The organism is Halobellus rufus (assembly GCF_000739575.1).
GTDB classification, from domain to species: Archaea; Halobacteriota; Halobacteria; order Halobacteriales; family Haloferacaceae; genus Haloquadratum; species Haloquadratum rufum.
In genome coordinates this window covers 13470-36013 of sequence record NZ_BBJO01000039.1, presented here as the reverse complement: position 1 = coordinate 36013, position 22544 = coordinate 13470, and the positions used below count along the sequence as shown (strand labels likewise).

The window sequence follows — 22544 nt, the reverse complement described above, 5'->3', positions numbered from 1 at the left end:
TACCATACATCTAAACGATAACTGTTTTTGTACGGCATCCTCTCTTTTCAAGATATGTCACCCCCATTCGTGTCCATCATTATCCCTGTATATAACGGAGCAGATAGACTAGAAAAGGTTCTCGAGGCTCTTCAACGGCAGACGTACCCCGACGAGCATTACGAAGTTCTCATTGTCGATAACGGGTCGACGGACCGAACTCCTGAAGTGATCGCAGACTCTCCGTTCCAAGGGTACGAGGAGACCGATATTCAAAGTCCCTATGCCGCTCGAAACACTGGTATCAAACAGTCTCAAGGGAATATTATTGCTTTATTAGATGCGACGTGTATTCCGGTCGATAATTGGCTTGAAGCGGGTATCGAATGTTTTGATGACGAAATGACCGACCTCGTCGGAGGACAAGTGACGTTCGAGTTGGGAGACGATCCTACTCCTGCCGAGATTTATGATTCAAAAGGGAATGTCCAAATGAAGCAGAACATTCGTGAAAGAGATGTAGCAAAGACTGGAAATCTATTTTTCAAAAGAGAAGTAATTGATTCAATTGGGATGTTTTCAGAGAACGTCCGTTCAGGAGGCGACGTTCTCTGGACTGGGAAGGCTACCAAAAAAGGTTTTAAACTTATATACTGCGCGAACGCGGAAGTTTATTATCCTGCCAAACGGTTTCAATCTTTGGTCCGAAAACAGTATCGTGTTGGCAAAGGACGGCCAAAAATCTGGAAAGTAAATGGTAAGAATACGTTAGAGGCCATTCTTTCAGGACTACTTGCGTTCCCAATGAAGATCGTAAAAACATTTGGCACAGATAGTGCGAGCGTCGATTCCAGCACGAACGATAACGAGTCGGTCTCGACAACAATAGTTGCAGTAGGTGCGATTTGTTACCTAGCTCAAATTTTAGGTACTCTTGTAGGACTGATTACAATGCTTCGAGATCAGTAGCATCTGTCATACCGTACTATCGGTAACGATTGGGCCTTCACTATCTCCTTCTGACGTTAAGTTGACTTCGATATCAGGAAGGTAAGTTAGTTCATAAATTCGAGCAGCATGGGTGGCTGGATCTGGTGTCTTGTTAGTCATTAATCTCTTTCCAGTATTATAACATTCTCTCAGTTGTTTTTCCAGCCACAATCGCTGATGATTACGATTTTCATTTTCTCCGAACGCCTCTAGAGCGTATGCATTTTCGATTCCTGTAGGATTATACGAATACCCATACTTATTGTAATATACTTTTGTTTGGTATTTTTTAGTTAAGATTAGATTTACTGTTTGACGTATCATATTTGAGTCCCAAATAGGCGAAGAGGGATAATGTTCCGCAAGAATAGCGAGAGCGTGAAGATTGAACGAATGATATCCCCAAGCCTTCTCAAGTAAATTCTCACGTCGAGTTTTAGCAATCATAGATAACGCGTGTAACACAGTTGGAGCGAATAGCCAAAAGCGTTCAGGTGAATTTAGATAGGAAAAATACTCTGAAGCACTATATTTGGGACGTAGTGGGTGTCGAATCCTTCCCTCAGAATTCACATCTGTGAGTTCTTCAATTCGCTCAACAAACCTCTGAACCTGTTTGTTTACCACTGTTATGCCTGCATCAGCTAGCTGAGCACCAGCAGCAGCGAACCAAAGCTGGTGGTTATATGTCAAATCAAATCGTTTTATTTCACCAGTCGGTTCAACTGTTCTCCATAAACCAACGTCAGTATGGAATGGATGGGCAGTGAATACTTCCTTAGCAACTTCAAGAGCACGGTCCGGCTTAATTCCTTGATTTGCCGCGGCGACCAGTCCTTCGATCGCCCAAGCTTGGCCAATTAATCCGTTACACGAATCCTTCCCATCAGCACTTCGACAATGATAGGTACACTCATTTGGTCTAATGTTTTCAGAAAGTAAATAGCCAATCGCATCCGCTATAGCGTCCCGAAATACACTGTCTCCTGTGATGTCATAAGCTTTTGAAAACGTGACCACCCAATGTGAGGTATTTCTCACGGGTGATTCAGGATCGTTGTATGGACCATTGTGTCCAGCCGGTGCTGCACCTTGCTTATTCAAAAGTGAAATTCCTTCGTAAGCCGTCTCAACAATTAAATCGTATGTTCCTTTCATATTTTTATTAATAGATTATAATACTTTTTCTACCTCAGTATCTGAAATGGCCATTCAGGCGAATACGGCTACCACTTCATCAGTGAATGGATTACCACTTCTTAACCTGCTCAAGGATAAAATCACTAGTATCGATTTTTTCATCAAGTATTTCATTTCTCTTTTTCTTCCATTGTTTATCGTCTGTCTGTCGAAGAAGTTCTACAGCCTTCACGATTCCTTTTATGTGCCGGTCATCATCCGAATAAGTAAACACCATCCGGTATTTGTCCTCCAACTCATTGGTATAGCCACGTCTTGTAGAAGAGACAAAAATCGCTGGTGTCCCAAGTACAGCACTTTCGGTAGCCATTGTCGCACTTTCCCCAACAAAGAGATTCGAGTAGTAAAGCACGTGATGAATGTTTTCTGGAGAGATATCTAATCTGTATGAGTCCAACTGATCGGCAACGTCGGTCTCAGCAGTGACCAGTACACGGGCACCAGTGGATTCTAGTTGATCAACCACTTCTTGAGGGTCAGAAAAACCGCTATGACCGACGTCGTGTGCAGCGTTCCACGCTACTAATCGAAGTACAACGAACTTTTCGTTAGGATCAATTCCAAGTCCCTCTACAACTGAGGGATCAGGCGTAAAGCGATTGGGATGCAGATATGCAAGCTCGTGATATCCAGGATAGCGGACTTGTTTCGGTCCGATATTGTCTTGATAGCAGTCGGGAGTATAGATCCGATCTGCGAAAGGAAACGCGAGCTTGTTCTGGAGAGTCCCAATTTCCGTATCAGTGAAGATGAGGCTACGAGCGCCAACAAGTTTAGCGATATGTGCGACGGCGGGCTCACCCATTGCAACCATCACATTAGGTTTGATACGCCAAGCTTCCTTAGCCAATCGAAATTCGTATTTTGCTTGCACAGCTGCCAGTTTGCCTAAGGAGTCAGCATCACCAGCAAGTACAGTGTAGTCAATGTCATAAGCCTTGAGAAGTTCGATCGCGATGTCCTTGTTACGCGCGTATACAGAGACTTGGTGTCCCTCTTCCTTGAGTTCCTGAATAGCGTTCCTGAATAGATGGACATGAGCAGGGTGCTGGATTGTGAATATAATCTCCATATTCTACTCTCGTCCTGCACCTCTTGACTCTCATTCACCTGCATATCGAACAGCATCGCGAACATAATGAACATACTCCCGACGCTGAACAGCAACAGACTTGATGTCGCCCGCACGAACAGCGGGTCACCGAGAACGACCTTCGCGAACAGCGACCAGCCACCTCCAAGCAGTCCCAGTCCAGCCATCGCTGCGCCAAACAAGTAGAACAGTGCCAGCGGGTGGAAATCCAACATAAGGTACTTCATCTTTAACCGCCACAGGAAGTTCTGCAGCAGCATCGCGCTCACCTTCCGTATGTATGTCGAGTACTGGATACTGCTGGCCTCGTTACCGTACACGGCGGGCATCGCAACGTCGGCAACGCGCATTCCCTTCGTGTTCAGTTTCACTAAGAGATCGTTACAGTAGCCGTAGTATTCGTACATCGTCTCAATTCCCACGTTATTCAATGCGTATCCGGAGATTGCGGTGTACCCGTTCTGTGGATCCATCGTCTTCCAGTACCCACTAGCGATCTTCGTGAGGAACGTCAGGATGGAGTTCCCCAGAAAGCGGAACTTCGGCATTTCTTTCCGATACTCCTTGTACAGGAGCCGGTTCCCTTTCGCGTAATCGGCGTTACCTTCAACGATGGGGTTGAGCAACTTCTTCATCTGGGACAGATCCATTTGGCCATCGCCGTCGACAGTTGCCGTCACGTCCATCTCTTCCTCACGCGCAGCCAAATACCCCGTTTTGATCGCCCCACCAGCGCCAAGGTTCTGCTTGTGCTTGATGGGTACAACTCGACCAATCATATTATGACATATAGCGCGGTCTGCAAGCGATTCACCGCCGTCGGTGACGGCGATGCGTCCCTTTTCAGCGGGTTCGTCAAGGCCGAGCGCCTCACGATCAGTGCGAGCAGCTTCTATCACTTCTGTCCACGTGCCGTCCGTGGAGCAGTCGTCGACGACATACATCCGATCGACGTACTCCGGCATCTCCCGGATCACGTCACCGATGAAACCCTCTTCGTTGTACGCGGGGATAACGACGCCGACCGTATGATCACGGTACATCTAAATCCTGTCGTAATACACGTCGAAGTCCCTTGCCTCTCTTTCGAAGGCTCCCTCCGTGTCGATCACAACGGGTTCACCCGCAAGCTCCGACGTGAGTTCCTCGAAATCGATCTCGTCATACTCATCATGCCCAGCGCCCAGAATCACCGCGTCATACTCCTCGAAGGTGAGTTCACTGGCGACCTCAATCTCGAACTCGCCACGGAGCGCGTCATCTCGCGCATACGGGTCGTGGCCGACCACTTCGATATCGTACTCTTCCAAGTGCTCAATTGTTCCGTCAATCGCCGACGTCCGAATATCTTCGACGTTCGGCTTGTACGTTAAGCCAAGTACTAGAACCCGACTCTCTTTGAGCACCTTCCCAGCTTGGTTGAGACCCTTAACCGTCTTCTTCGCGACGTGTTTGGGCATATACTCGTTCACGTCGCGCGCAGTCTCGATTAACTCCGGGTCGAAGCCGTTCTTCTTCGACTGGTAGATGAAGAAGAACGGATCGACAGGAATGCAGTGACCACCTACGAGCCCCGGACGGTAATCGTGGAAGTTCCACTTCGTCCCAGCCGCCTCCAGCACCGCGTTCGAGTCGATACCGAGCCGGTCGCACGCAACCGACAGCTCGTTGATTAGCGCGATATTTACGTCACGTTGAACATTTTCGATACACTTGGCCGCTTCCGCGACTTCCAGCGACGCCGCTTTGTGCACGCCAGCGTCGACGATGGACTCGTAGAGTTTGACGAGCTCAGCTAGTGTTTCGTCGTCATACCCACTGACGATCTTAACGACTTTTTCGAGGCTGTGTTTATCGTCACCGGGAACGAGTCGCTCAGGTGAGTACCCAACTGAGAACTCTTGGCCGAGTGTGAATCCCGATGCTTTCTCGATAGTCGGAGCAAAGACCTCACGTGTCGCACCTGGGAACACCGTCGATTCGAGAACGACGATGGTATCCGCAGTCATATGTTGCCCGACCGTTTCAGCAGCTGCCTCAACGAAATCGAGGTTCGGGTCGTTCTCGTCTGTGATCGGCGTCGGGACCGTAACTACGACGAAGTCAGCGCCGTCAATTAGCGATGGGTCCGTTCCGAATGTGATATCGCTTTCCTGAATAGGTCTATCGCCGACGTCTTTCGTTGGATCCACCCCGCGCTGAAGGCGATCGACTGTTGACTGTGAGATGTCGTAGCCCCGAACCTCGTGACCGGCACGATCAAAGCCGACAGCAAGAGGGAGACCAACATACCCGAGGCCGACCACTGAAACCCTGAATTGTGCCCCCTTCGATTCGTCCCGTGATCGAGTATTTATTGAATTATATGACATACAATCGATACCGATAGACGAACACTCTCGCATCTACCTGAAAGTGGTAGCCACCTCACGGGTGGGAGTTGTTAGCCTACCAATTCTTCTGTCTAATAGATGGTTTGAGTAATTGCTGATAAAGGTAGCGGATTATTAACAATAGAGAGTTGTGTAAAAATGAGCTCGTTTATACGATTGTTGAATCACTATCTTAAGCGGTGAAATAAGGTATAGACTGTTCAAGACGCGATTCTCGCCGATAGTGCCTACGACGGGGTTAATGAGACCCCTTGCAGTACGAGTGGTAACACGGGATGAGCGTCGATCCACATATCGCCCTGCACATTAGGGGGCGACTTAGGGAGCCTCGCCGCCGAAAAGGGCTACGATGATATGGGCTTCCACGAAGAATTCTGCGCTGAAAGTATCATATCGATAATTAAATTTTACGCCTTCCCAGCCATCACGCACTCAACGCGCGAATCAAAAATAACCCTACATAATCTCTACAATCAGGTTTCTATCTGCGAAACAGTGAATTCGGGAATCGAGCACTCTTTCGCTCGAACGCGAGGTTGGGATCGTCAGTCCAGGGACATTATGCTCGCTGAAGACGTCGACAACGTCGAACAAGCCGTCAAACAATGAGGCCCACCGCTATACGAATTCAATTGGACCATTCCTCTCACCCCCCATAGAAGTACAGGTGGCTGCTTGATCAGCACCACGAGATCTCCAAATTGTTTGAGAGGATATTCATTCTTAACGTGTTTTTCACAAATGAGATTCTATTGAAGAGTAGAATAACAGAGGTACAACCGTTATCCACCCGGTACAAGTACTAACTACTAATCTTGATATCATCTCATATAATGACAAGTAACTGGATACTGGCTGAACGAGTACGGCTACAACTCCGCATCGCGACTGTGTACGACCCATCACCACGACGAAGTGCCTCAGGACCTCGATTGGAAGGAACCACGGAGAACGCCGTAGATGACTCCAAAGACGACCCCATACCCGAGGAGTGCGATGAGGCTCCCCAGATGAAGTAACGGGAAGCCGACGTCCGTAAGCAGCGGCATCACACCCACAACGCCGAGAAGCCACGCGATGACGCCTTCAACGCTTCCGAGTTTCGCGGTTTCGAGGGGATCCCGAACAGCGGTCTCACTTAGCGCTATTTCGAGACCGAGGCCCCACACAACGCCGCCAGCAAGTCCATAGGCGATGACAATGATTCCGCCGGCGAGGACTCCTGATGTGGTATGCAAGAGTGCCACAGTCGACAACAGCTCCTGCACACTCACTAGCACACCGAGCGTGAGGGTGGCCATTCCAGCAGCACCGACAGTTGCAATGCCACGGGTTCGCAGTCGATTGGAATTGCTCGCAGCCCCATCTCCAGCAGTTCGGACTGATTCAGAGAACCACACGGCCCCAATCGCGATGAGAAACAACGCAATCGCGGCGAAAATGCTCTCGTGATACAACAACCGAATCGTCGTCCGATCGAGGGTGTAGTGAAGCGCGAATAGCTCGACCCACGAGGAGTTGTGGAACGCATACAGCGTCTCGCGTCCGAACGGTGCGATATGATGGAAGTCGGGGGCGATCCCCCAGATCCCACCGACTGGAATCACCCAGAGCATATACGCGCGGTCGATTCCATACCGGAGGATGAACGGGGCAATACCGAATAATAGGAGGGACGCACCGACGAGGAAATGCGCGATTGCGGGGGCCATTCACGTATTGATACGCCCGAGCACCCCAAAAAGCGTTGCTCGGTGGGTGCACCCATTGAGCGAAACCACGACGGATGGCTGATTGTGAGTCAGTCTCTGCACCTCGAACTGAGATGCCTCGGTGCTTGTCTGGATGGTGAAGAACCCGAGAGCGGTGCTCCTCAGGAGGTCTGTGTCCACGATTACGACACTTGCCCAACCAAAGAATCGAGAGACCGTCACGGGCACCCGTGACGATTGTACGTTCCGCTACTCGCTCACGTTCGTGGTGGTTTGACGAGGAGGTACTCCTGTTTTGATTTGATTCGGTGTGCAGGCACGAGCAAATTGCCCTCTTCGATCCGATGGAAGCCACCAGTTTCCTCACCATCAAGATCAATGTGGAGGTGTTTGAGCTCACCTGTGTCTGTGTCCATCGAGATCTGCTCGAGTGTCCCGAGCCCGACCCCGTCGGTTGTCATTACATAGCAGTCTTGGAGGGTAGATGCGAGGACCGAATCCATACGGTGACCCATCTGTGTTGACACTAGTAAATGTTACCGGAAGCTCCAAACTGATTCGTATGTACAGAAGCCAGCAGCGGCCTCCGGCTTTTCATAGCGCTATGTGGAACGTGGCTCGCCTTTCATCTCACACGTGCCGATCGCTCAACAGATTCCAAAAAAGGTTTATTACTGCTCTTGCATCGATCAACTGAGGATCGGGATCACACCGAGTGCGATCTGGTGTTCGTAGGTCCCCGTTCCTCTACCCTTTCCCCCCCCCTCGCCTTTTACAAGTAGAGCTGCTGGGCTATCACGCTGTGGGCGGTCTGTTTGTGTCTCTCAATAGTGCTTGAACAGCAGTTGGCGCACATCGTCTTTTGTGCGAGCAGCGACGGCGGTCCCATCCGGGAGCTCTACCTCATACGGTTCCTCAGAACCAGAGGCTTCACGCCACTTCTTACTGTGTGTTTCGAGTAACTGATTTGCAGCCGAGAGTATCGAATCGGATTCACCTGCGGGCTCACTGCTGGTATCCTCCGGATCCGATTCTGCCGCGGAATCGGTCGTCTCTTCGTGGGCGCCACCCGATTCATCATCCGATTCGGTCTCGCCGTCGGCCGTCGCGTGGTTCTGCAACCGGGCGGCGAATTCGTCGACGCCGAGCGTCGTAAGTAACATTCCACGCATTGTTGCACTCTCGATCCCACTCCCAGGAACCTCATCGACGTCGGCTGCGACGCGTTGAAGTTGGGGGAACTCCGCTTCGGCGATGATCTCATACGCGTTCGTGTCCGTTTGGTGTTGTTCTGCTGGTGGCGTGTAGGTATCGAGTAAATATTGCATCGCATCTTGCGGTCTGATATGCCCGTACGTGTCAATGTATGCCGCTTCGAGATCCCCCTGAATATCCTCAAGTGCAGCGAGTTGGGCGTCGGTAATCGTAACAGTTGGCATACCTTGACTCATATCGCCACCATCCTGTATTTTACGCGGGGGGCCTCGCGTTCTTGTCACGACAGATTCTCACACACTGACCGAACCACCCGCGTAAACTTTCGCGCACACACTGGACAGAAGACACTTATGACATATCCTGTGAGAGTCCGGATATGCCGGAAGTCACTCAGAGAGTGGCAACTTCGCCGGTAAGGGCTACTTGAACGACTTCATCCGCGTCGTCGGCGAGCATGTGGAGGTCAACACCAATACGATCACTGCCGAAGATGAAACGTCGAAAGTCAACGACACAGGGACACGGATGATCGAAAACGGATGGGGGGAGAACGCAGGCGATCCGAACAGCACTGGGGCTTGGAACGGTTCCGGTTACGAAGGGGCAGCAGTTGTGGACACCACGAACAACGTGAAGTATGTGTTCCGTAGCGGGGCGTGGGTATAGTGACCGATGCGTTTTTTTTCAATTCGACCGTTGGATCAGGTAATGGTAAAATACTCTGTCTGCGTTTGTAATTATAATATGGCGGATACGGTTGAGGAGTCGTTGCGCTCCATTCTGAACCAACTTGACGACCGATTCGAGATGGTGGTCGTTGATGACGGGTCGACCGATGGTTCACTTTCAATTTTGAATCGTCTTGAATCCGAATACGAAAAGCTCAGGGTTGTCATCGGTGACAACAGCAATCTTGCCGAGGCGAGAAATCAAAGTTTTGAGGTGGCGAAAGGTGATTATATTTTGGAGTCGTTAGATACCGATGACGTGTATGGAGACGGCATTCAAGATTTTGTGTTCATTTTTAAGGAATTGGATAGTCAAATAGATAGACAATTCTATCTCAAAGGAAACTCAATCAATATCGCGCCGAGAGAGTTGTTATTGTCTATCCCGTACCGGTCGCTAGGATGGGGAGAGGATCAAGACTTTTGGCGCCGGCTGTTTGCCAACGATGCAATCATCTGGCTTGATCATAAACCGTTCTACGAGTCAATCGGATACAACTACACTTCGGTCGACCAAGTGAAGTTGATGTACGAGAATCAGATTGTAGACCTTCGAGCTGGTATCTCATTTTGGAGTTTAGCACAGTACATTTGGGATAATTGGAGTCTACCTGCCGCCGTTCTCTATTCACTTATGTTGGTTCCGGCGTATTTTAAATCTCTAAATCAAGAGCGATACGACGCTCCTTCAGGGTTTGAGCGGAAACAAGATCTCCACAACGCGATTGATCGATGTTCAATGAGTCTATCCGAGATAGAGGATTACTACAACATCACGGTTGACCGTAGCGAATTGAGTCAATTTGGACAACGAGTGTTTGTCAATAATGACTTCATATGATGCACCGATCGCCCGGCAAGTCGATAAGGGGGGTGTTGATATGATTCTCGTAGGGGATGGTGCCGGCGACAAACACTTAGGATATGATGACACGATACCGGTTACGCTTCAAGAAGCGTTGTCGAATACAGCGGCAGTTGACCGGGCGGTAGAGGATGCTATGGTAATTGGCGATATGCAATTCTTATCATATGGAACCTCGGTCGAAGAATCGGTCAAGAATGCAGGCAAATTTATGAAGGAAGCAGGGGCAAATGCCGTGAAATTACGTGGGAACGACAGGAGCGGTGTCGGAAGAAGTAGTTGAACGGTATATCGAGGAGACAGAATATTAGGCCGGGTGTCGGGCTTCACCCCCGACCCCGGTGGGTCGGGGAACTCGCCCTCGAAGGTTTTAGAATGCGCTGCCATCACTAGCTTCGCAACCCTCATCAGCCGGCTGTCTCAGGTGGGAATCTATGTGAACACAGCAACTACTCAGCTCAAAAAAGCACTTCAGGTGCAACGATAGTCAGGCTCAGGAGCCCGAGTAACAGGAGAATCGCAGAGACACGCAATCCGCCTGCAATCCGTCGTTGATCCGTTGGAAGCGATTCAGCGAGTCCTGACAGCGCGAATCCGATCGCCATAATTAGCGAACTGATGGCGGACCCATCGCGTAGCAAGTCGTAGTAGATGAAAATACTCATCATAACAAGTGCGCCAGCGAACATTACAATTGCGTGAGTCCTCCCAGAGGGCTCAGTGAACTACCCTCCCCTACTCGCTCACGGCTGACGCCGTTCGCTCCTTGAGGGAAGGGCTTCCTGTTTCCACGACGCGCTTTGCAGATACAGACGTATCCACAGGGAATGCAGTCTCCACAGGCGTTGACGAATCGCTACGCGATTCGTCCGCACACCAGAAATCTTCGATTTCTGGGGACGTTGATTCGGAGTGTCCCACTCCTACATCTTCGAGGCCGCGAGAGAGAATGTTCCACGCCGCGTTCGCGTCCCTGTCCGCCTCAAACCCGCAGGCGGGACAGGAGTGTTCACGGACCCACAGCGGTTTGTCCGTCTTGACACCGCAGGACGCACACTCTTTCGTCGTCCCTCTCGGGTCTACGGCGACAAAGTGCGTCCCTTCACGGTCGCACTTGTATTCGAGCAACGAGAGAAACGTCCGCCACGCGGCGGACGCCGTGTTGCGGCTGTTCGACGGCGACCTCATCATTTCCTTCACGTTCAGTCTTCGACGGCTACGAGGTCGTACTCCCGAGCGTAGTAGTTCGAGAGTTTGTGGAGGAAGTCGCGGCGCTTCCGTCGGAGGTCGGCGTGACATTCTGCGACTCGACGCCGTTGATTCTCGTAGTTGTTTGACCCGTGTTCCTTCCGCGAGAGCTTCCGTTGCTCGCGTTCCAAGCGTTCGCGTTCGGCGGAGAGGTCGAGCGACCCGACCGCCGTGCCGTCGGTGTCGTGGGCGTACTTGAGAATCCCCACGTCAATACCGACGCAATTCTCGGGATTCTCAGGCGGTTCGGGCGGTTCACGGTCCATTTGGACGCCGAAGGTGGCGAACCACTCGCCCGTCGGTTCCTTCTTGACCGTGACCTGTTTGAGCTTCGCGTCGTCGGGGATGGCGCGGTGGAGCCGAATCGGTATGTCTGCGAGTTTCGAGAGAGACAGGACAGTCTGACCGCCCTTCTTGTCGAGCTTGAAGCCAGACTGACTGTACGTGAAACTGCGGAACTCCCGTGGCGGCTTCCACTTGAGTTGACCGACGCCGTAGCCGTTCTTCTTGAGTTTGGAGAGAGCGTTGAGGTTGTCGAACAGGCGTTCTACGACGGTTTGGAGAACCTTCGAGTACACGTCGGAGAGGCCATCCCACCACTTCTTCAGGTCGGGGATTTTCGACCGAAGCGTGGTCATAGACGGCAGTTCGCCGTGCTCGTCTTGGTACTCGTTGAGACGGTAGAGCGTGTGGTTGTAGAGTTGTCGACAAATATCGCGGTGGCGGTCCAACTCCTCGCGATGGGCGTCGGACGGCTTGAGGCGGTACTTGTAGGCGTAGTACATCAGCTATCCCGCTGGTCTTCGACGTACTGTTTCAGCACATCCAGCGACACCTGCCCTGTCGAGATGAGGCAATACGAGTCGTTCCAGAACGAGTCGCCCCACAGTTCGGTCTTGAGTTCGTCCGCGTACTCGTTACGGATACGGCGGGCGGTCGCGCCCTTGACCGTGTTGATGAATTTCACGAGGTCTGTGGTCGGCTTCGCTCGGAAGAGGATGTGTACGTGGTCGTCCTCTCCGTCAAGGTTCGTCAGTTCGACGCCGTAGTTGTCCGTGAACCCGCTGATGACCTCGTGAATGAATTGGGTTCGTTCCTCGGTTAGCACTCCGCGCCGATACTTCGTGGTGAGTATCAGGTGGTAGTGCAGGGAGTACGTCGAATGTGCTCCCGAATCGAGGTCGTATTCCATTGGGTTCGGTTAATTCTATGCCACCCTACTGCAAAACCGTTGTGATTGCGTGGGTCTGTGGGACTGCCATCGAATCGTGTATGAGAACTGTGCGGCGTTCACGAGAGCAAAGCTCTCGTGTGCGGACGAGACGCGAAGCGTCTCGTCAACGCTGTATCCCCTCCCTGCTCGCGCCTCCCGTTAGGTCGGCGCTCGCTGAGGAAGGGGGCTTAGCGCCTCAATTCAGCTATAGACAGTGTCTTTGATCGTGGAGGGCATCGACAAGCCAATTCTCACGACAATGTAAATAGATGGCTTTGTCAAAACCCGATTTGTTCGGCGCTACTCAAAGGGCCGACAGCGACCACAGAAAGCGGGAACGTTCAAGATGATCGCTATCGAAGGGCCGCTATGGATTGTCCGCGCTGTGAGACAGAACTCACTGCGTATGCCCTCCCCGATACCAAATCAGTCGCTGTCGTGTGTGAAAACTGCGGGTATGCTGATGTGCCCGCCTCACACCGCGACGACCTGCCACCTGTGGAGTCGTGGGATCACGCCTTTGAGCGGTTCGAGCGCGTTGTGGGCTCGCTCCGTGATGGAACGACGAACGTGCGAACTGCGAGTGTGGAGGTACCCACCGAACGCGACGGGAGTGCTGAGATCTCACTGGAGGAGAGTGGGGTATCTGTGAGTACTGTTCTTCGTAGTCACTCGCAAACCGAGACTGAGAACGACCAAACCGCCAGGAAATCCACTGTGGCGGATTCGAACGATCAAAATGACGATGACGATAGCGATGATGATACCGATACCGCTGAAAATAGTGAGTGAGCAGGCCTAGTCCGTTTGGGCTTCCTCCTCGGCGGCGTCCTCTGTCACTTGCGCTTGAGCGGATCGTTGTTCTTCAGAGCGGGCTGCAACGAGTGCCCCTTGTGCAACACTGTAGAGTGGATTCTCTGCTTGTCGAACGTCACTAATCGAGAAGGGGATGTTCGCTTCGTTGAGTCGTTCCTCAAAGAGCGCCTCGAAGCCGTCAGGACTCGAGGTCCCACCCGTCACAACAACAGGGACATCAAGACCTTCTTCGACGTCTTCCTCATCCACCTCTTTGATGAGGTTCTCGATCACGTAATCGAGCAGGTTGTCATAATAAATGCTGAGTGCGCCTTCGACACCGCCGACGTCGGTCTCGAAGTCTAATGAGAAGTCTTCTTCTTTCACAGAGGTGACCTTATCCACTGGCGTCCCCGTGGCTTTCGCGGCCTGTTCGTCAATCCAGTCACCGCCCCGTGCAATCGAGAATTTCATCACGGGGACCGCATAGTATGACAGACACACGTTCGTCATTCCCGCACCGAAACTAATTCCGAGTCCGGTGAACTCCCGGTTTGCGAGTTCAGAGTAAATGACTGCCATTCCTTCGTTGATCGGCTCGGGTTGATAGCCCATATCTGCAAGGAGGGATTCAATCGTCTTCTGGTGGTATAACGTCGAGGTATCGTCATCGATTGGATCCGCAGGAACGGAGAAATAGAGGAGTTCATCGTTGTATTTTGGGTCGCCAACGACTTGTTCCGTGATGAGTTTGATCATCGGAATGGCAGACTGTTCGTCGCTGGAGAGGATTCCCGCTTGCATCGGGCGGCGCGTCTCTTCGTTGAAGATGTTCGCGAAGTTTAGCGCGTCATCGCCGACAATATACACTTGATTGTCCTTTCGGATGTGAAGGACATCGCTCCGCGAGAGCATTTGCTCGGCCATATCGCTGTACTCGATTTCAACGAAGGAGTTCCGTTGTTGAACGAAAACGGTCTCGTCGCCATCCTGTCGTGCGGAAAGAAGGTTCATCGTCCCTACGTCTAGCCCTTGTGCCATAGGCGTCCCCTCACACTCAGTGGAAAAAAATCTACCCGTAACTTTAACGCAGATTTGTGCTATGATTACCCCTGTGAATTAACACACATCTCTCTTCGTTGTGTTGGACACACCCCAGCTGTTGGTGTCTCTCACGCTGGCCACTCGCTCTGAACCAAGCTCTGCGGGACTCGTCTAGATTCGCTGGTGACATCCTCCTCGCCGTAAACGGCGAGGCTTCCCGTACCGCAGGTGGGATATTTGCTGGTCTACGACACGGCCTGTTCTCTCGTTTTGAACGTCCCGTTCTCGCGGTCGAACAAGTATGTCGATGGCTGTGCCACACAGCCGTTACTCCTATCCTCACCGTGAGGACTCGGAGTTATCTTCTGACGCATATTCTCCGCCCCGTTACAATCCGCGTTCCCGACCAACCCACACGACGAGCAGACGTACAGCCCACGTTCGACGCGGTTCGATCTCGTGTCGTCTCCACACGCCGAACACGTTTTCGAGGTGTTCCACTCGTTTTCTTTCAGTACCTCGACACCGCGCATCTCGCCTTTGTATTCGAGGTACTGGTAGATGCGGTCGAACGCCCACGAGTGTAGTTTCTTATTCCCCGTTGTACCCCAGTCTGACTCTCGAACGTCTTCAGGCCAACTCACCGCGAGCGTGCCAACACCGCGTTCGACACACTCCGTGATGATGGTGTCCGTCAGTGTGTGGTAGAAGTGTGTCTCACGATCGGAGAGTTTCCGACGTGCCCACCTCGACTTCTCTGAGGGGCCATTCTCTCCCTCGGTGTCGTACTCGGCTCTGGTGAAGTAGTGTTTGTCTTCTTTGAGCGAGTTGCCGGGGTACAGCACGTATTCGTCGGGGAACGCGACTGTAGCAACGTTAGTGATGCCGAGGTCGATCCCCGCGACCTCGTCGCCAGCCGAATCCGCTGTTTCGAGTTCGACTTTACAGACGAAGTGGAGTTCCCATCTCTCACCAGTCCAGACGGCACGAACATTCTGGACGCTGTTGACTTCTGAGAGGTCAACGTCTGGACGAGTCTGGTACTCACAGAGCAGGAAGTCAGAGAAGTGTTCTTTCAGATTCGACCCCTTTGAGAGTCGGACGCGGTTGTTCTCAGGGTCGTGTTCGAACCCATCTTCTTTGAACGTCACCGTACTCTTGGGCCGAGTGGCGCCGTGCTTGCGGTAGCCGGGCGGATTCGCCTCATCGAACTTGTGTCGCAGATCGAACCACGAGTGGAAAGCGTCGGAAAGTTCTTCGATGACTTTCTGACTGGATTGTGCGTTCAAATCTTTCCAGCACGGCTGGTTCTTCATATACGATTTCAGCACACTCCCGTTCGGGATCTCGCCGCTTGCGTCCCAGATGCGGTCAGCTGTCCATCGCGCGACGTTCCAAATTTTGGAGGCGGAGTCTCCGAGCGAATCAAGGCCATCGCAAACCTGTTGGTGGTTCTTGATGGAACCAACGTAGGTGCGTGTGGCCTTAATCGCCATACATAGGCTATGTAAATACGCTTACTTAATGGTATAGATTAGCGTGGAATATCCAGTCTGCCATCGGTGAGAGGCCTGTGTCAGCGTTGTCGGATTCACCCCCGGCGTAAACGCCGGGATTCTCTCCTCGTAGAAAGATAGACAAGGTGGAAGCCCACGACGTCAGTCGTGGGTTACTGACACTCAAAAAGCAACGAAACCTCAAAAGAAGAACTTCCGAATACGACCGGTTAGACCGCTCGATTCGTCCACTCCAGTTTCGACAGCCTCTGTTTCTTGTTCCTCGCGGAACTCAGTGAGTGCTGCCACTTGATCCTCAGTACTCGTTCCTCGCTGGGTGTTCGTCTCTCCACCTTGGAGGCGTCGTAATCCATCCACGGCATCATCGACACTATCTCCTTTCGACCGTGTCGTCGTGGCCTCCACATTACGTGGGTCTGCACGCTCAATTTCCGCGTCTGTCCCCGTTGAGGTATTAAGTTTCAGTCGTTTCGTATTCGGCTGTTTCTCGACTCCACCCCACGACAGTTCAGTATCGTCGAGCGCTGCAGAGATGTCGGCTTCAACCTGGTCATCGGTAACGTCGGAGTCGGTGGCTGTGTTGGCTTCCGTTGTGGTGTCTCCTCCGTCTACGGTTTCTGATTGTGGTGCTGCACGTTCAATATACTGTGCAACGAGCGCCGTTCCTGTTGCGACCGATAACAAGATCAAGCCAAACGCATAGACGGAGATCATCCGAACACCCCCGTCAATCGTGGCTTCAGTTGACCACTGAGACGGATATGCGTTGATCAGAATGCCTGCTGCAATGACGCAGAAGATGGCCCCGACAATACCAGTGATGAGTGTTTGCCGACCAACGGGGAGCAACACGACGATGCTCAAGATTGCAGCTGGCAAGCCGAGCGTCCCAGCAACAAACGCCATAGTTCGTGACTGCCAGAATAACTCTGAGCCGGGGGGTTGAGAGCTACTGTGGACGTACAGTGCGAGTCCGACTATGCCGAGTGTGACACCGGCGAAAAACAATCCGAATCCAAGATAGATATCACGCTCTTGGTTTGGTTCACCGATGTATGTCCGGTAGATGCTAAGCATTCGGTCGCGCACACCGGATGGCTCGGGTGTGTCTTCGGAGTGTGACTCCGAGTTGGAGGGTGCTTCGGAGGGTGATGCATTGACCATTTGGTTGCTCCCACGAACTACTACGTGTTAAATGATAGAGATACGAGCGCATACCCCACCCTGCCTGTCAGTGATCCACGTACGCTCAGCTTGTCAGTTCTGCTGTGTTGACTTCTGGGACGGGTACTGTCGAGATGAGTTCTTCAAGGAGGCTTGCAACGGGTTGTTCGCTCAGTTCTGCTTCAGTCGTCAACACAAGCCGATGTTGGAGGACAGACACAGCTAACTCCAAGACATCGTCAGGAATTACGTAATCGCGCTCGTGAATCGCCGCATAGGCCTTACTTGCATTCATCAGCGCAAGCGACGCACGCGTCGACGCACCGTGGGCGATCTCTGAAGCCTCTCGTGTTTCAGCTACGATGTCAAGCAGATACTGTTTGACCGGCTCGCTTATGTAGACTGCTCGGACAGTCTCCCGAGCGGTCGTGAGCTGTTCTTGGGTGATGACTTGCTCGAGCGCTTCGGGCGTTAGGTCTGGCTCTGTGTCGAATCGATCGAGCACTTGCTTTTCGAGATCACGTGGAAGGACGTCGATATTGTATTTAAGCATAAATCGGTCTTTCTGGGCCTCCGGTAGCTCGTAGGTGCCTTCCATTTCGATTGGGTTCTGTGTGGCAACCACGATGAATGGGTCTGGCAACGAGAGTGTACGTCCATTGATCGTCACTTGTCGTTCCTGCATCGCCTCCAGCAGTGCACTCTGGGTTTTCGGCGTCGCCCGATTGATTTCGTCAGCTACCACAACGTTCGCAAAAACTGGCCCACGCTGGAGTTCAAACTCCCCAGTCGGCTGTCGATACACTTCTGTTCCGGTAATGTCCGCAGGGAGAATATCGGGTGTCATCTGCACGCGTGAGTACTCCAACCCGCTCGCTCGCGCGAAAATATTGGCCACCGTCGTCTTTGCCACCCCTGGAACTCCCTCTAAGAGCACGTGCCCACGCGTTAACAATGCAATCGTGAGCCCCTCAATGACTTCATCATTGCCGATCAGAAGTTTCTCAACTTCGTCTTGAATTGCCGTATGAACATCCGCGGGCGCTGTCATTGGGGCTATCGAAGAGACTCTAGAATGTCAATCCCCCGGAAATGCCACTCCAACTTGAGGCGGCTTCGAGTCACCGAAAAGCGCGAGATACCGTGGGGAGCAGATATCCCACCACACCCAACAGCAGGAGAAGGGCCCCTTGGAGCAGTGTACTCGAACGAAGGGCCAACAGTGCGGCGTGCAGCGGTGGCGTTGCAGATGTATGAGTGGTGTCGAGTACGACAAGTGATGATTCCGTAAGGAGGCCTCGAGTGAAGGCGTCGTTGTCAGCGCGCTCAAGCATTGCATTGATGAAGAGGCTGCCATCGCTGACTGTGATGACCGCTCCAGTACCGAATTCCTCACGGACGGCAACCGGATACGACTCAATCGATTCGGTCTCATCGATTTCCCCGTCGCGATCACTATCTAGATAGGAGAATTCCGAACTTCGGGCGAGAACGGTTCCAGTCGGTTCCTCAACGACAGTTCCGTGATTCAACTGAACTGACTCAGCTACCGACACAGCAGAGTCATTTGTGACGACTGTCGCAATCGGCATCGCAGTCGTACCTTCATAATTCCGGGGATCCCGGAGGAGTCGACCATCCAATCGTGCTTCGACACCAACTCCACTGAGAAGTTGGTTCCCGTCGCCGAAATCATCGGCAACAATGAGCGTCCCACCCTGATCAACGAATGCTCGAATGGAGGCGAGTTCCGCTGGCGTATACCGCTCTTGAGGCCCGATCACAACAGCGACGGTTTCGTTGGGCTCGACCTCGTCATAGACGGCCGTTGACTGCGCAACCTGCGTTTCGATTCCCTCCTCTTCGGCCGCTGTTTGGACGCCGGAGGCCCCATCCCACGAGGGATTGAACACGCTGAATGCAGCCGTCGACGTACTCGCAGTCACCAACAAGACCACACACAAGACAGCGACGAGTGTCCACAGGAGGGCACGTGGAGTGAGGAGTGTTCGAAGATCCATTTAGCCGATCACTCCCGGAGGGAGGATTTCGAGGATGCGTCGCACAACAATATATCCAAAGACCGCAAGGCCAAGGACGATTACATACAGGAGTCGGCGGCGCCACGCTGGTGAAATCGAAAATGGGGCGGTCAGTTCCGTAATCACGAGAAATCCGATGAGCGTCGTCACAAACAGGAGTTCATACGAAAGTGCCTCTAAGAGAGTTAAAATGAGCACGGCACCGAGTCCCCACGCCACCGTCGCGTGAACGAACCGTAATCGGTGCGCAATGGCCATACACACGATACCTCACCCGTCCCTTACCAAGGTATCGGATGCAAAAGAAATGGAGAAAAAGAAAGAAAACGAGAGCTCGAACGACGGGCCTATATGTTCACATAGCCACACATCAATCGATGTTACCGTGGGGACACGCTGCGTTTGGGTATCTATTGTACTCACTGTATTCGCGGCACGCTGTTGGTCGGCCGCCAGTGGGGTTGTCGGTTTTCGCCCTTGGATTCGGCACGCAGTTTCCGGATCTGATCGATAAACCACTCTCGTGGACGGTCTCGATCCTCCCCTATGGCCGAAGTCTCAGTCATTCGCTTTTTACATTGATACTGCTAGTGGGCGTGCTCTGGGTACTGTTTCAGTATCCCGATCAGCGGGCGCTGACCACCGCGTTTGGAATCGGATATCTTTCTCACGTGATTGGCGATGGAATCGGGCCGGCAATAACTGGGGACTATGTCGGATTGGGCTATCTGCTCTGGCCGCTGACGCCCGTTCCAACTGGAGACTCACGAAGTTTCATCGAGTTTTTCCTCACACTCGAACTCACGCCACAGGTATTCGCCGGACTCATCCTCGCAGTGATATCCATCCTCGTGTGGGTGTATGATGGGATGCCAGGGATCAAAGATCTCCTCTTCGAGTCAGAGCCAGCCCAAGATCCACCAGTATCCGACGATCTCTAGGTCCCTCACCCAAGTTGTTCGAGTGGGGAGAGCCGCGATACGCGCCAGCCAGCCACGAGTGCGCCGACAATACCGATTCCGAGCGCGATGGCAATTCCACCGAGAAGGATCCACGGTTGGATGCTCACGACATCTTCGAATCCGACTACCGTTTCGGCAACGATATTGAGGACGTTGATCGCCGGAATCGTCACCACTGCCCCAAGGACCCCACCGACGAGGCCGAGTAAGATCGCTTGGGTACCGATCACGCCGACGAGCGTAGATGCCGCAGCACCCTGTGCACGGAGCGCGGCGAGCGTGCGTCGTTGTTGATACACCAATGAGAGCAGCAGGTTCGTCGTGAGTGCGATGCCGGCGATGGCAGCAAGGACGACGAGACTCCCGCCAGCTGCGATTAAGACCGCTTGCCGTTCAAGCGTCGCTTGCAGTTGCTCGCGATTCGTCCGCACGTCGTATTCCGGATAGGTCTCTTGAAGCTCCGCTTCAACTTCAGCGATTGATGCATCATCACTGACGTCGACGGTGATCATCGTCGCTTGATCATTGCTGGTGGTTCCGGTAAGTTCCTGTAGCTCACTTAGATGCGTCACGACGGTTGGTGTCCCAAGGAACTGTGAGAACGTCGGTGAGATGCCAACGACGCGGAATTCATTGCGCTCGGCACCTCGGATTGAGCCGCCAATATAGAGCGTATCGTTGACGCCGACGTCATACTGTTCGGCAGTTTGTGGTGAGATGACGACCTCGTAGGTCATCGATCCATTATATGCTCCCCCCGCGTAATGCGTATCTCGTGCGGAGAACGGTTCTCCTTCGGTGATTTGCACAGACCCACCACGGGCTGGAGCCCCGGTTCCGATAAGGGTATCAAATTCCGAACCGTTCGCAGAGACATATACGGTTTGGAATGCCATCGGAACCGCTGTTTTGACATCCTCACGCTGTTCGATATCTCTAGAGATTTCGTGTGCGTCATATACTGTATTCTCGAATCCGCCGACACTCCCCGGTGCGAGCTGTACTGGTCCACCGGTAATCCAGAGATCTCGTCCAGAGGCATCGAATTTCTCCTCACCGGTTTCGATCACCCCGAGTCCAACACTCCCAAGCAGCGTCATCGAGAGGACAGCCAAACAGATTCCCAACACCGCAAGTACCGTTCGGCCCCGATCGTGTCGTAACTGCTGTATCGCAATTCCGATGACCGCACGAAGTTTCCGAAGCAACCGCATTAGCCGAGCACCTCCAACACATCCGTCCGCCGTGTCAACCAGACCGGATACAGGGAGGCTGAGACAGCAATGATCGTGGCGACGATGCCGGCTGCAAGTACCAGCCGTAGATCGAATAGTGCCACCGACTGGACGCCGAGGTACTGTTCGGCGAGGAGATTGGTGAGCTGAATCCCTCCAATCCCAAGCAGGATGCCACACACGGTTCCACACAGCGTCAAAATAAATGTTTCAGCCACGACGAGGAAGGCCCGCGAGCGAGTTTGATAGCCGATCGTTGTGAGCACTGCAAGGCGACGTCGGTTCGCGTGTAACTCCAAGCCCATCATCGTCGCGACAAAGAGCGTCCCGACAACCACCGCTGTAAGCAGGGCGGTCACCGCGATCGCAACTGGAAGACTTGACGTCGAGACTTCTTGGCCAGCCACCCCGCCTTTCGCGATAACGGTCGTTCGTGGATACAGGTCTTCAAGCTGTGATTTCACTCCGGCCCTCGTCGTACTCACGAGGATCTGATCGGCCGGATCACCGTTCGTACTGTCCGTCATCGTCTGCAGTTCGCTCTGATGCATCAACACGACCGGGAGTGGACCTGCGCCGGTCGTGTAACTGCCAGCTGAGACATTTTCTACGTGGAGTGTTCGATTCGACTGTTGTCGAGGGAACGTGACTGCATCTCCTTCCTCCAGTTCTAACAACTCAGCAGCTGCCCCACTGGCGACGACTTCCCCAGTCCACGGCCCATCGTAGGAACCGTTCGCATAATGGGGATCGCCAGGCGTCAACGGCGCAGTAGAAGTCCCTAAGATCTCGCGATCTTCTTCACCAGGAATGACTCCAGCAACGATGAGATATTCAGAGGTATTCGATGTGGGCGCGTTCACTTGGAGTACCTGCAATAATACGGGGGTTGCGTACGCAACTTCCGGATTGCGATTCAGCCGTTCTGACACAGCGTGTGTCCCACCTAACTGTGCGCTATCAACTGATACTGCAATCGACGATGCGGTGCGATCTTCGGGGACAATCCAGTAATCGACGTCTTCACCTTGGATTGCCGATTGTGAGGTCAGCCCTAACGCGACGCCGCCGACTGTGACCATCACCATAATCGCAATGGCCACTCCGAGGATGCTCACGAGGAGTTGCCGTCCATCGCCTTGACGG

Annotated in this window: 21 protein-coding genes and 2 pseudogenes; 6 read left to right on the top strand and 17 right to left on the bottom strand. The window is 52.7% G+C overall.

Annotation, left to right across the window (positions count from 1 at the left end; all coding sequences use genetic code 11):
• Window positions 1-54: 54 nt before the first annotated feature.
• Entirely contained in the window at window positions 55-948 is an 894-nt protein-coding gene (locus tag ACP99_RS19450; RefSeq protein ID WP_081927513.1) for a glycosyltransferase, read from the top strand.
• A 6-nt stretch (window positions 949-954) separates the two neighbouring features.
• On the opposite strand, the gene ACP99_RS20610 is transcribed toward ACP99_RS19450, so the two are convergent.
• From ACP99_RS20610 to ACP99_RS14795, 7 genes and pseudogenes are all read right to left on the bottom strand, one after another.
• Window positions 955-2127 (bottom strand): agl cluster protein AglQ, encoded by a 1173-nt coding sequence (locus tag ACP99_RS20610; RefSeq protein WP_197052480.1) that lies wholly within the window; start codon window positions 2125-2127, stop codon window positions 955-957.
• Between the two features lie 91 nt (window positions 2128-2218).
• Window positions 2219-3172: pseudogene (locus tag ACP99_RS14830) on the bottom strand (DUF354 domain-containing protein); the annotation flags it as partial.
• Window positions 3058-4305: a glycosyltransferase family 2 protein gene (locus ACP99_RS14825; protein ID WP_231554305.1), complete on the bottom strand. Its 1248-nt coding sequence runs from the start codon at window positions 4303-4305 to the stop codon at window positions 3058-3060. The pseudogene ACP99_RS14830 and the gene ACP99_RS14825, both read right to left, overlap by 115 nt.
• A complete protein-coding gene (locus tag ACP99_RS14820) occupies window positions 4306-5634 on the bottom strand; it encodes a nucleotide sugar dehydrogenase (protein ID WP_049987346.1) in 1329 nt (442 codons plus the stop codon).
• Between the two features lie 941 nt (window positions 5635-6575).
• Window positions 6576-7367: a hypothetical protein gene (locus ACP99_RS14810; RefSeq protein ID WP_049987344.1), complete on the bottom strand. Its 792-nt coding sequence runs from the start codon at window positions 7365-7367 to the stop codon at window positions 6576-6578.
• A 257-nt stretch (window positions 7368-7624) separates the two neighbouring features.
• The gene (locus ACP99_RS14800) at window positions 7625-7870 is read right to left on the bottom strand and encodes a PRC-barrel domain-containing protein (RefSeq protein WP_197052478.1); all 246 of its coding nucleotides are present in this window, start codon (window positions 7868-7870) and stop codon (window positions 7625-7627) included.
• A 321-nt stretch (window positions 7871-8191) separates the two neighbouring features.
• Window positions 8192-8806: a hypothetical protein gene (locus ACP99_RS14795; RefSeq protein ID WP_049987341.1), complete on the bottom strand. Its 615-nt coding sequence runs from the start codon at window positions 8804-8806 to the stop codon at window positions 8192-8194.
• Window positions 8807-9008: 202 nt separating this feature from the next.
• On the opposite strand from ACP99_RS14795, the gene ACP99_RS20120 reads away from it, so the two are divergent.
• Genes ACP99_RS20120 through ACP99_RS21005 form a run of 3 tightly spaced genes read left to right on the top strand, consistent with a single transcriptional unit; the run spans window position 9009 to window position 10461 of the window.
• Window positions 9009-9251 carry a hypothetical protein gene (locus ACP99_RS20120; RefSeq protein ID WP_156105753.1) on the top strand — a complete coding sequence of 81 codons (243 nt, stop codon included), beginning with the start codon at window positions 9009-9011 and terminating at the stop codon, window positions 9249-9251.
• Between the two features lie 42 nt (window positions 9252-9293).
• A complete protein-coding gene (locus ACP99_RS14790) occupies window positions 9294-10154 on the top strand; it encodes a glycosyltransferase family 2 protein (protein ID WP_049987340.1) in 861 nt (286 codons plus the stop codon).
• Window positions 10141-10461, top strand: a complete 321-nt coding sequence (locus tag ACP99_RS21005; RefSeq protein WP_081927498.1) for a 3-methyl-2-oxobutanoate hydroxymethyltransferase — start codon at window positions 10141-10143, stop codon at window positions 10459-10461. The genes ACP99_RS14790 and ACP99_RS21005 overlap by 14 nt, the downstream gene beginning before the upstream one ends.
• Before the next feature lie 452 nt (window positions 10462-10913).
• Here ACP99_RS21005 and ACP99_RS14780 read toward each other — a convergent pair.
• Both ACP99_RS14780 and tnpA read right to left on the bottom strand, forming a co-directional pair.
• Window positions 10914-12211: pseudogene (locus tag ACP99_RS14780) on the bottom strand (RNA-guided endonuclease InsQ/TnpB family protein).
• Window positions 12211-12618 (bottom strand): IS200/IS605-like element ISHmu6 family transposase, encoded by a 408-nt coding sequence (tnpA, locus tag ACP99_RS14775; RefSeq protein WP_049987338.1) that lies wholly within the window; start codon window positions 12616-12618, stop codon window positions 12211-12213. The pseudogene ACP99_RS14780 and the gene tnpA overlap by 1 nt, the downstream one beginning before the upstream one ends.
• Window positions 12619-13008: 390 nt before the next feature.
• On the opposite strand from tnpA, the gene ACP99_RS14770 reads away from it, so the two are divergent.
• Window positions 13009-13431, top strand: a complete 423-nt coding sequence (locus ACP99_RS14770) for a hypothetical protein (protein WP_156105752.1) — start codon at window positions 13009-13011, stop codon at window positions 13429-13431.
• A 6-nt stretch (window positions 13432-13437) separates the two neighbouring features.
• On the opposite strand, the gene ACP99_RS14765 is transcribed toward ACP99_RS14770, so the two are convergent.
• The 6 genes from ACP99_RS14765 to ACP99_RS14740 all read right to left on the bottom strand — a co-directional run bounded on the left by ACP99_RS14765 (window position 13438) and on the right by ACP99_RS14740 (window position 19459).
• Window positions 13438-14475, bottom strand: coding sequence for a cell division FtsA domain-containing protein (locus ACP99_RS14765; RefSeq protein ID WP_049987336.1), 1038 nt, complete (start codon window positions 14473-14475; stop codon window positions 13438-13440).
• A 248-nt stretch (window positions 14476-14723) separates the two neighbouring features.
• Window positions 14724-15974 (bottom strand): RNA-guided endonuclease InsQ/TnpB family protein, encoded by a 1251-nt coding sequence (locus ACP99_RS14760; RefSeq protein ID WP_049987335.1) that lies wholly within the window; start codon window positions 15972-15974, stop codon window positions 14724-14726.
• Window positions 15975-16175: 201 nt separating this feature from the next.
• Complete coding sequence (locus ACP99_RS14755; RefSeq protein ID WP_049987334.1) at window positions 16176-17072, bottom strand: DUF7139 domain-containing protein; 897 nt, start codon at window positions 17070-17072, stop codon at window positions 16176-16178.
• 172 nt (window positions 17073-17244) lie between these two features.
• Window positions 17245-18210, bottom strand: coding sequence for an AAA family ATPase (locus ACP99_RS14750; RefSeq protein ID WP_049987333.1), 966 nt, complete (start codon window positions 18208-18210; stop codon window positions 17245-17247).
• A 70-nt stretch (window positions 18211-18280) separates the two neighbouring features.
• Entirely contained in the window at window positions 18281-19180 is a 900-nt protein-coding gene (locus tag ACP99_RS14745) for a DUF4350 domain-containing protein (protein ID WP_049987332.1), read from the bottom strand.
• On the bottom strand, window positions 19181-19459 hold the full coding sequence (locus ACP99_RS14740) for a hypothetical protein (RefSeq protein ID WP_049987331.1): 279 nt from the start codon (window positions 19457-19459) through the stop codon (window positions 19181-19183).
• A gap of 38 nt (window positions 19460-19497) precedes the next feature.
• Between ACP99_RS14740 and ACP99_RS14735 the strand changes: the two genes are divergently transcribed.
• Window positions 19498-20142 carry a metal-dependent hydrolase gene (locus ACP99_RS14735; protein WP_081927497.1) on the top strand — a complete coding sequence of 215 codons (645 nt, stop codon included), beginning with the start codon at window positions 19498-19500 and terminating at the stop codon, window positions 20140-20142.
• Between the two features lie 5 nt (window positions 20143-20147).
• Here the strand turns inward: ACP99_RS14735 and ACP99_RS14730 are convergent, their stop codons facing one another.
• Entirely contained in the window at window positions 20148-21377 is a 1230-nt protein-coding gene (locus tag ACP99_RS14730; RefSeq protein WP_049987329.1) for an ABC transporter permease, read from the bottom strand.
• Entirely contained in the window at window positions 21377-22516 is a 1140-nt protein-coding gene (locus ACP99_RS14725) for an ABC transporter permease (RefSeq protein ID WP_231554304.1), read from the bottom strand. Before ACP99_RS14725 ends, ACP99_RS14730 begins: the two co-directional genes overlap by 1 nt.
• Window positions 22517-22544: the final 28 nt, after the last annotated feature.

Bases quoted from the DNA above. Each gene is read 5' to 3' on its own strand.
- ACP99_RS19450 (WP_081927513.1), top strand. From the start codon at position 55: ATGTCACCCCCATTCGTGTCCATCATTATCCCTGTATATAACGGAGCA.
- ACP99_RS20610 (WP_197052480.1), bottom strand. From the start codon at position 2,127: ATGAAAGGAACATACGATTTAATTGTTGAGACGGCTTACGAAGGAATT.
- ACP99_RS14825 (WP_231554305.1), bottom strand. From the start codon at position 4,305: ATGTACCGTGATCATACGGTCGGCGTCGTTATCCCCGCGTACAACGAA.
- ACP99_RS14820 (WP_049987346.1), bottom strand. From the start codon at position 5,634: ATGTCATATAATTCAATAAATACTCGATCACGGGACGAATCGAAGGGG.
- ACP99_RS14810 (WP_049987344.1), bottom strand. From the start codon at position 7,367: ATGGCCCCCGCAATCGCGCATTTCCTCGTCGGTGCGTCCCTCCTATTA.
- ACP99_RS14800 (WP_197052478.1), bottom strand. From the start codon at position 7,870: ATGGATTCGGTCCTCGCATCTACCCTCCAAGACTGCTATGTAATGACA.
- ACP99_RS14795 (WP_049987341.1), bottom strand. From the start codon at position 8,806: ATGCCAACTGTTACGATTACCGACGCCCAACTCGCTGCACTTGAGGAT.
- ACP99_RS14790 (WP_049987340.1), top strand. From the start codon at position 9,294: ATGGTAAAATACTCTGTCTGCGTTTGTAATTATAATATGGCGGATACG.
- ACP99_RS21005 (WP_081927498.1), top strand. From the start codon at position 10,141: ATGACTTCATATGATGCACCGATCGCCCGGCAAGTCGATAAGGGGGGT.
- tnpA (WP_049987338.1), bottom strand. From the start codon at position 12,618: ATGGAATACGACCTCGATTCGGGAGCACATTCGACGTACTCCCTGCAC.
- ACP99_RS14770 (WP_156105752.1), top strand. From the start codon at position 13,009: ATGGATTGTCCGCGCTGTGAGACAGAACTCACTGCGTATGCCCTCCCC.
- ACP99_RS14765 (WP_049987336.1), bottom strand. From the start codon at position 14,475: ATGGCACAAGGGCTAGACGTAGGGACGATGAACCTTCTTTCCGCACGA.
- ACP99_RS14760 (WP_049987335.1), bottom strand. From the start codon at position 15,974: ATGGCGATTAAGGCCACACGCACCTACGTTGGTTCCATCAAGAACCAC.
- ACP99_RS14755 (WP_049987334.1), bottom strand. From the start codon at position 17,072: ATGCTTAGCATCTACCGGACATACATCGGTGAACCAAACCAAGAGCGT.
- ACP99_RS14750 (WP_049987333.1), bottom strand. From the start codon at position 18,210: ATGACAGCGCCCGCGGATGTTCATACGGCAATTCAAGACGAAGTTGAG.
- ACP99_RS14745 (WP_049987332.1), bottom strand. From the start codon at position 19,180: ATGGATCTTCGAACACTCCTCACTCCACGTGCCCTCCTGTGGACACTC.
- ACP99_RS14740 (WP_049987331.1), bottom strand. From the start codon at position 19,459: ATGGCCATTGCGCACCGATTACGGTTCGTTCACGCGACGGTGGCGTGG.
- ACP99_RS14735 (WP_081927497.1), top strand. From the start codon at position 19,498: ATGCAAAAGAAATGGAGAAAAAGAAAGAAAACGAGAGCTCGAACGACG.
- ACP99_RS14730 (WP_049987329.1), bottom strand. From the start codon at position 21,377: ATGCGGTTGCTTCGGAAACTTCGTGCGGTCATCGGAATTGCGATACAG.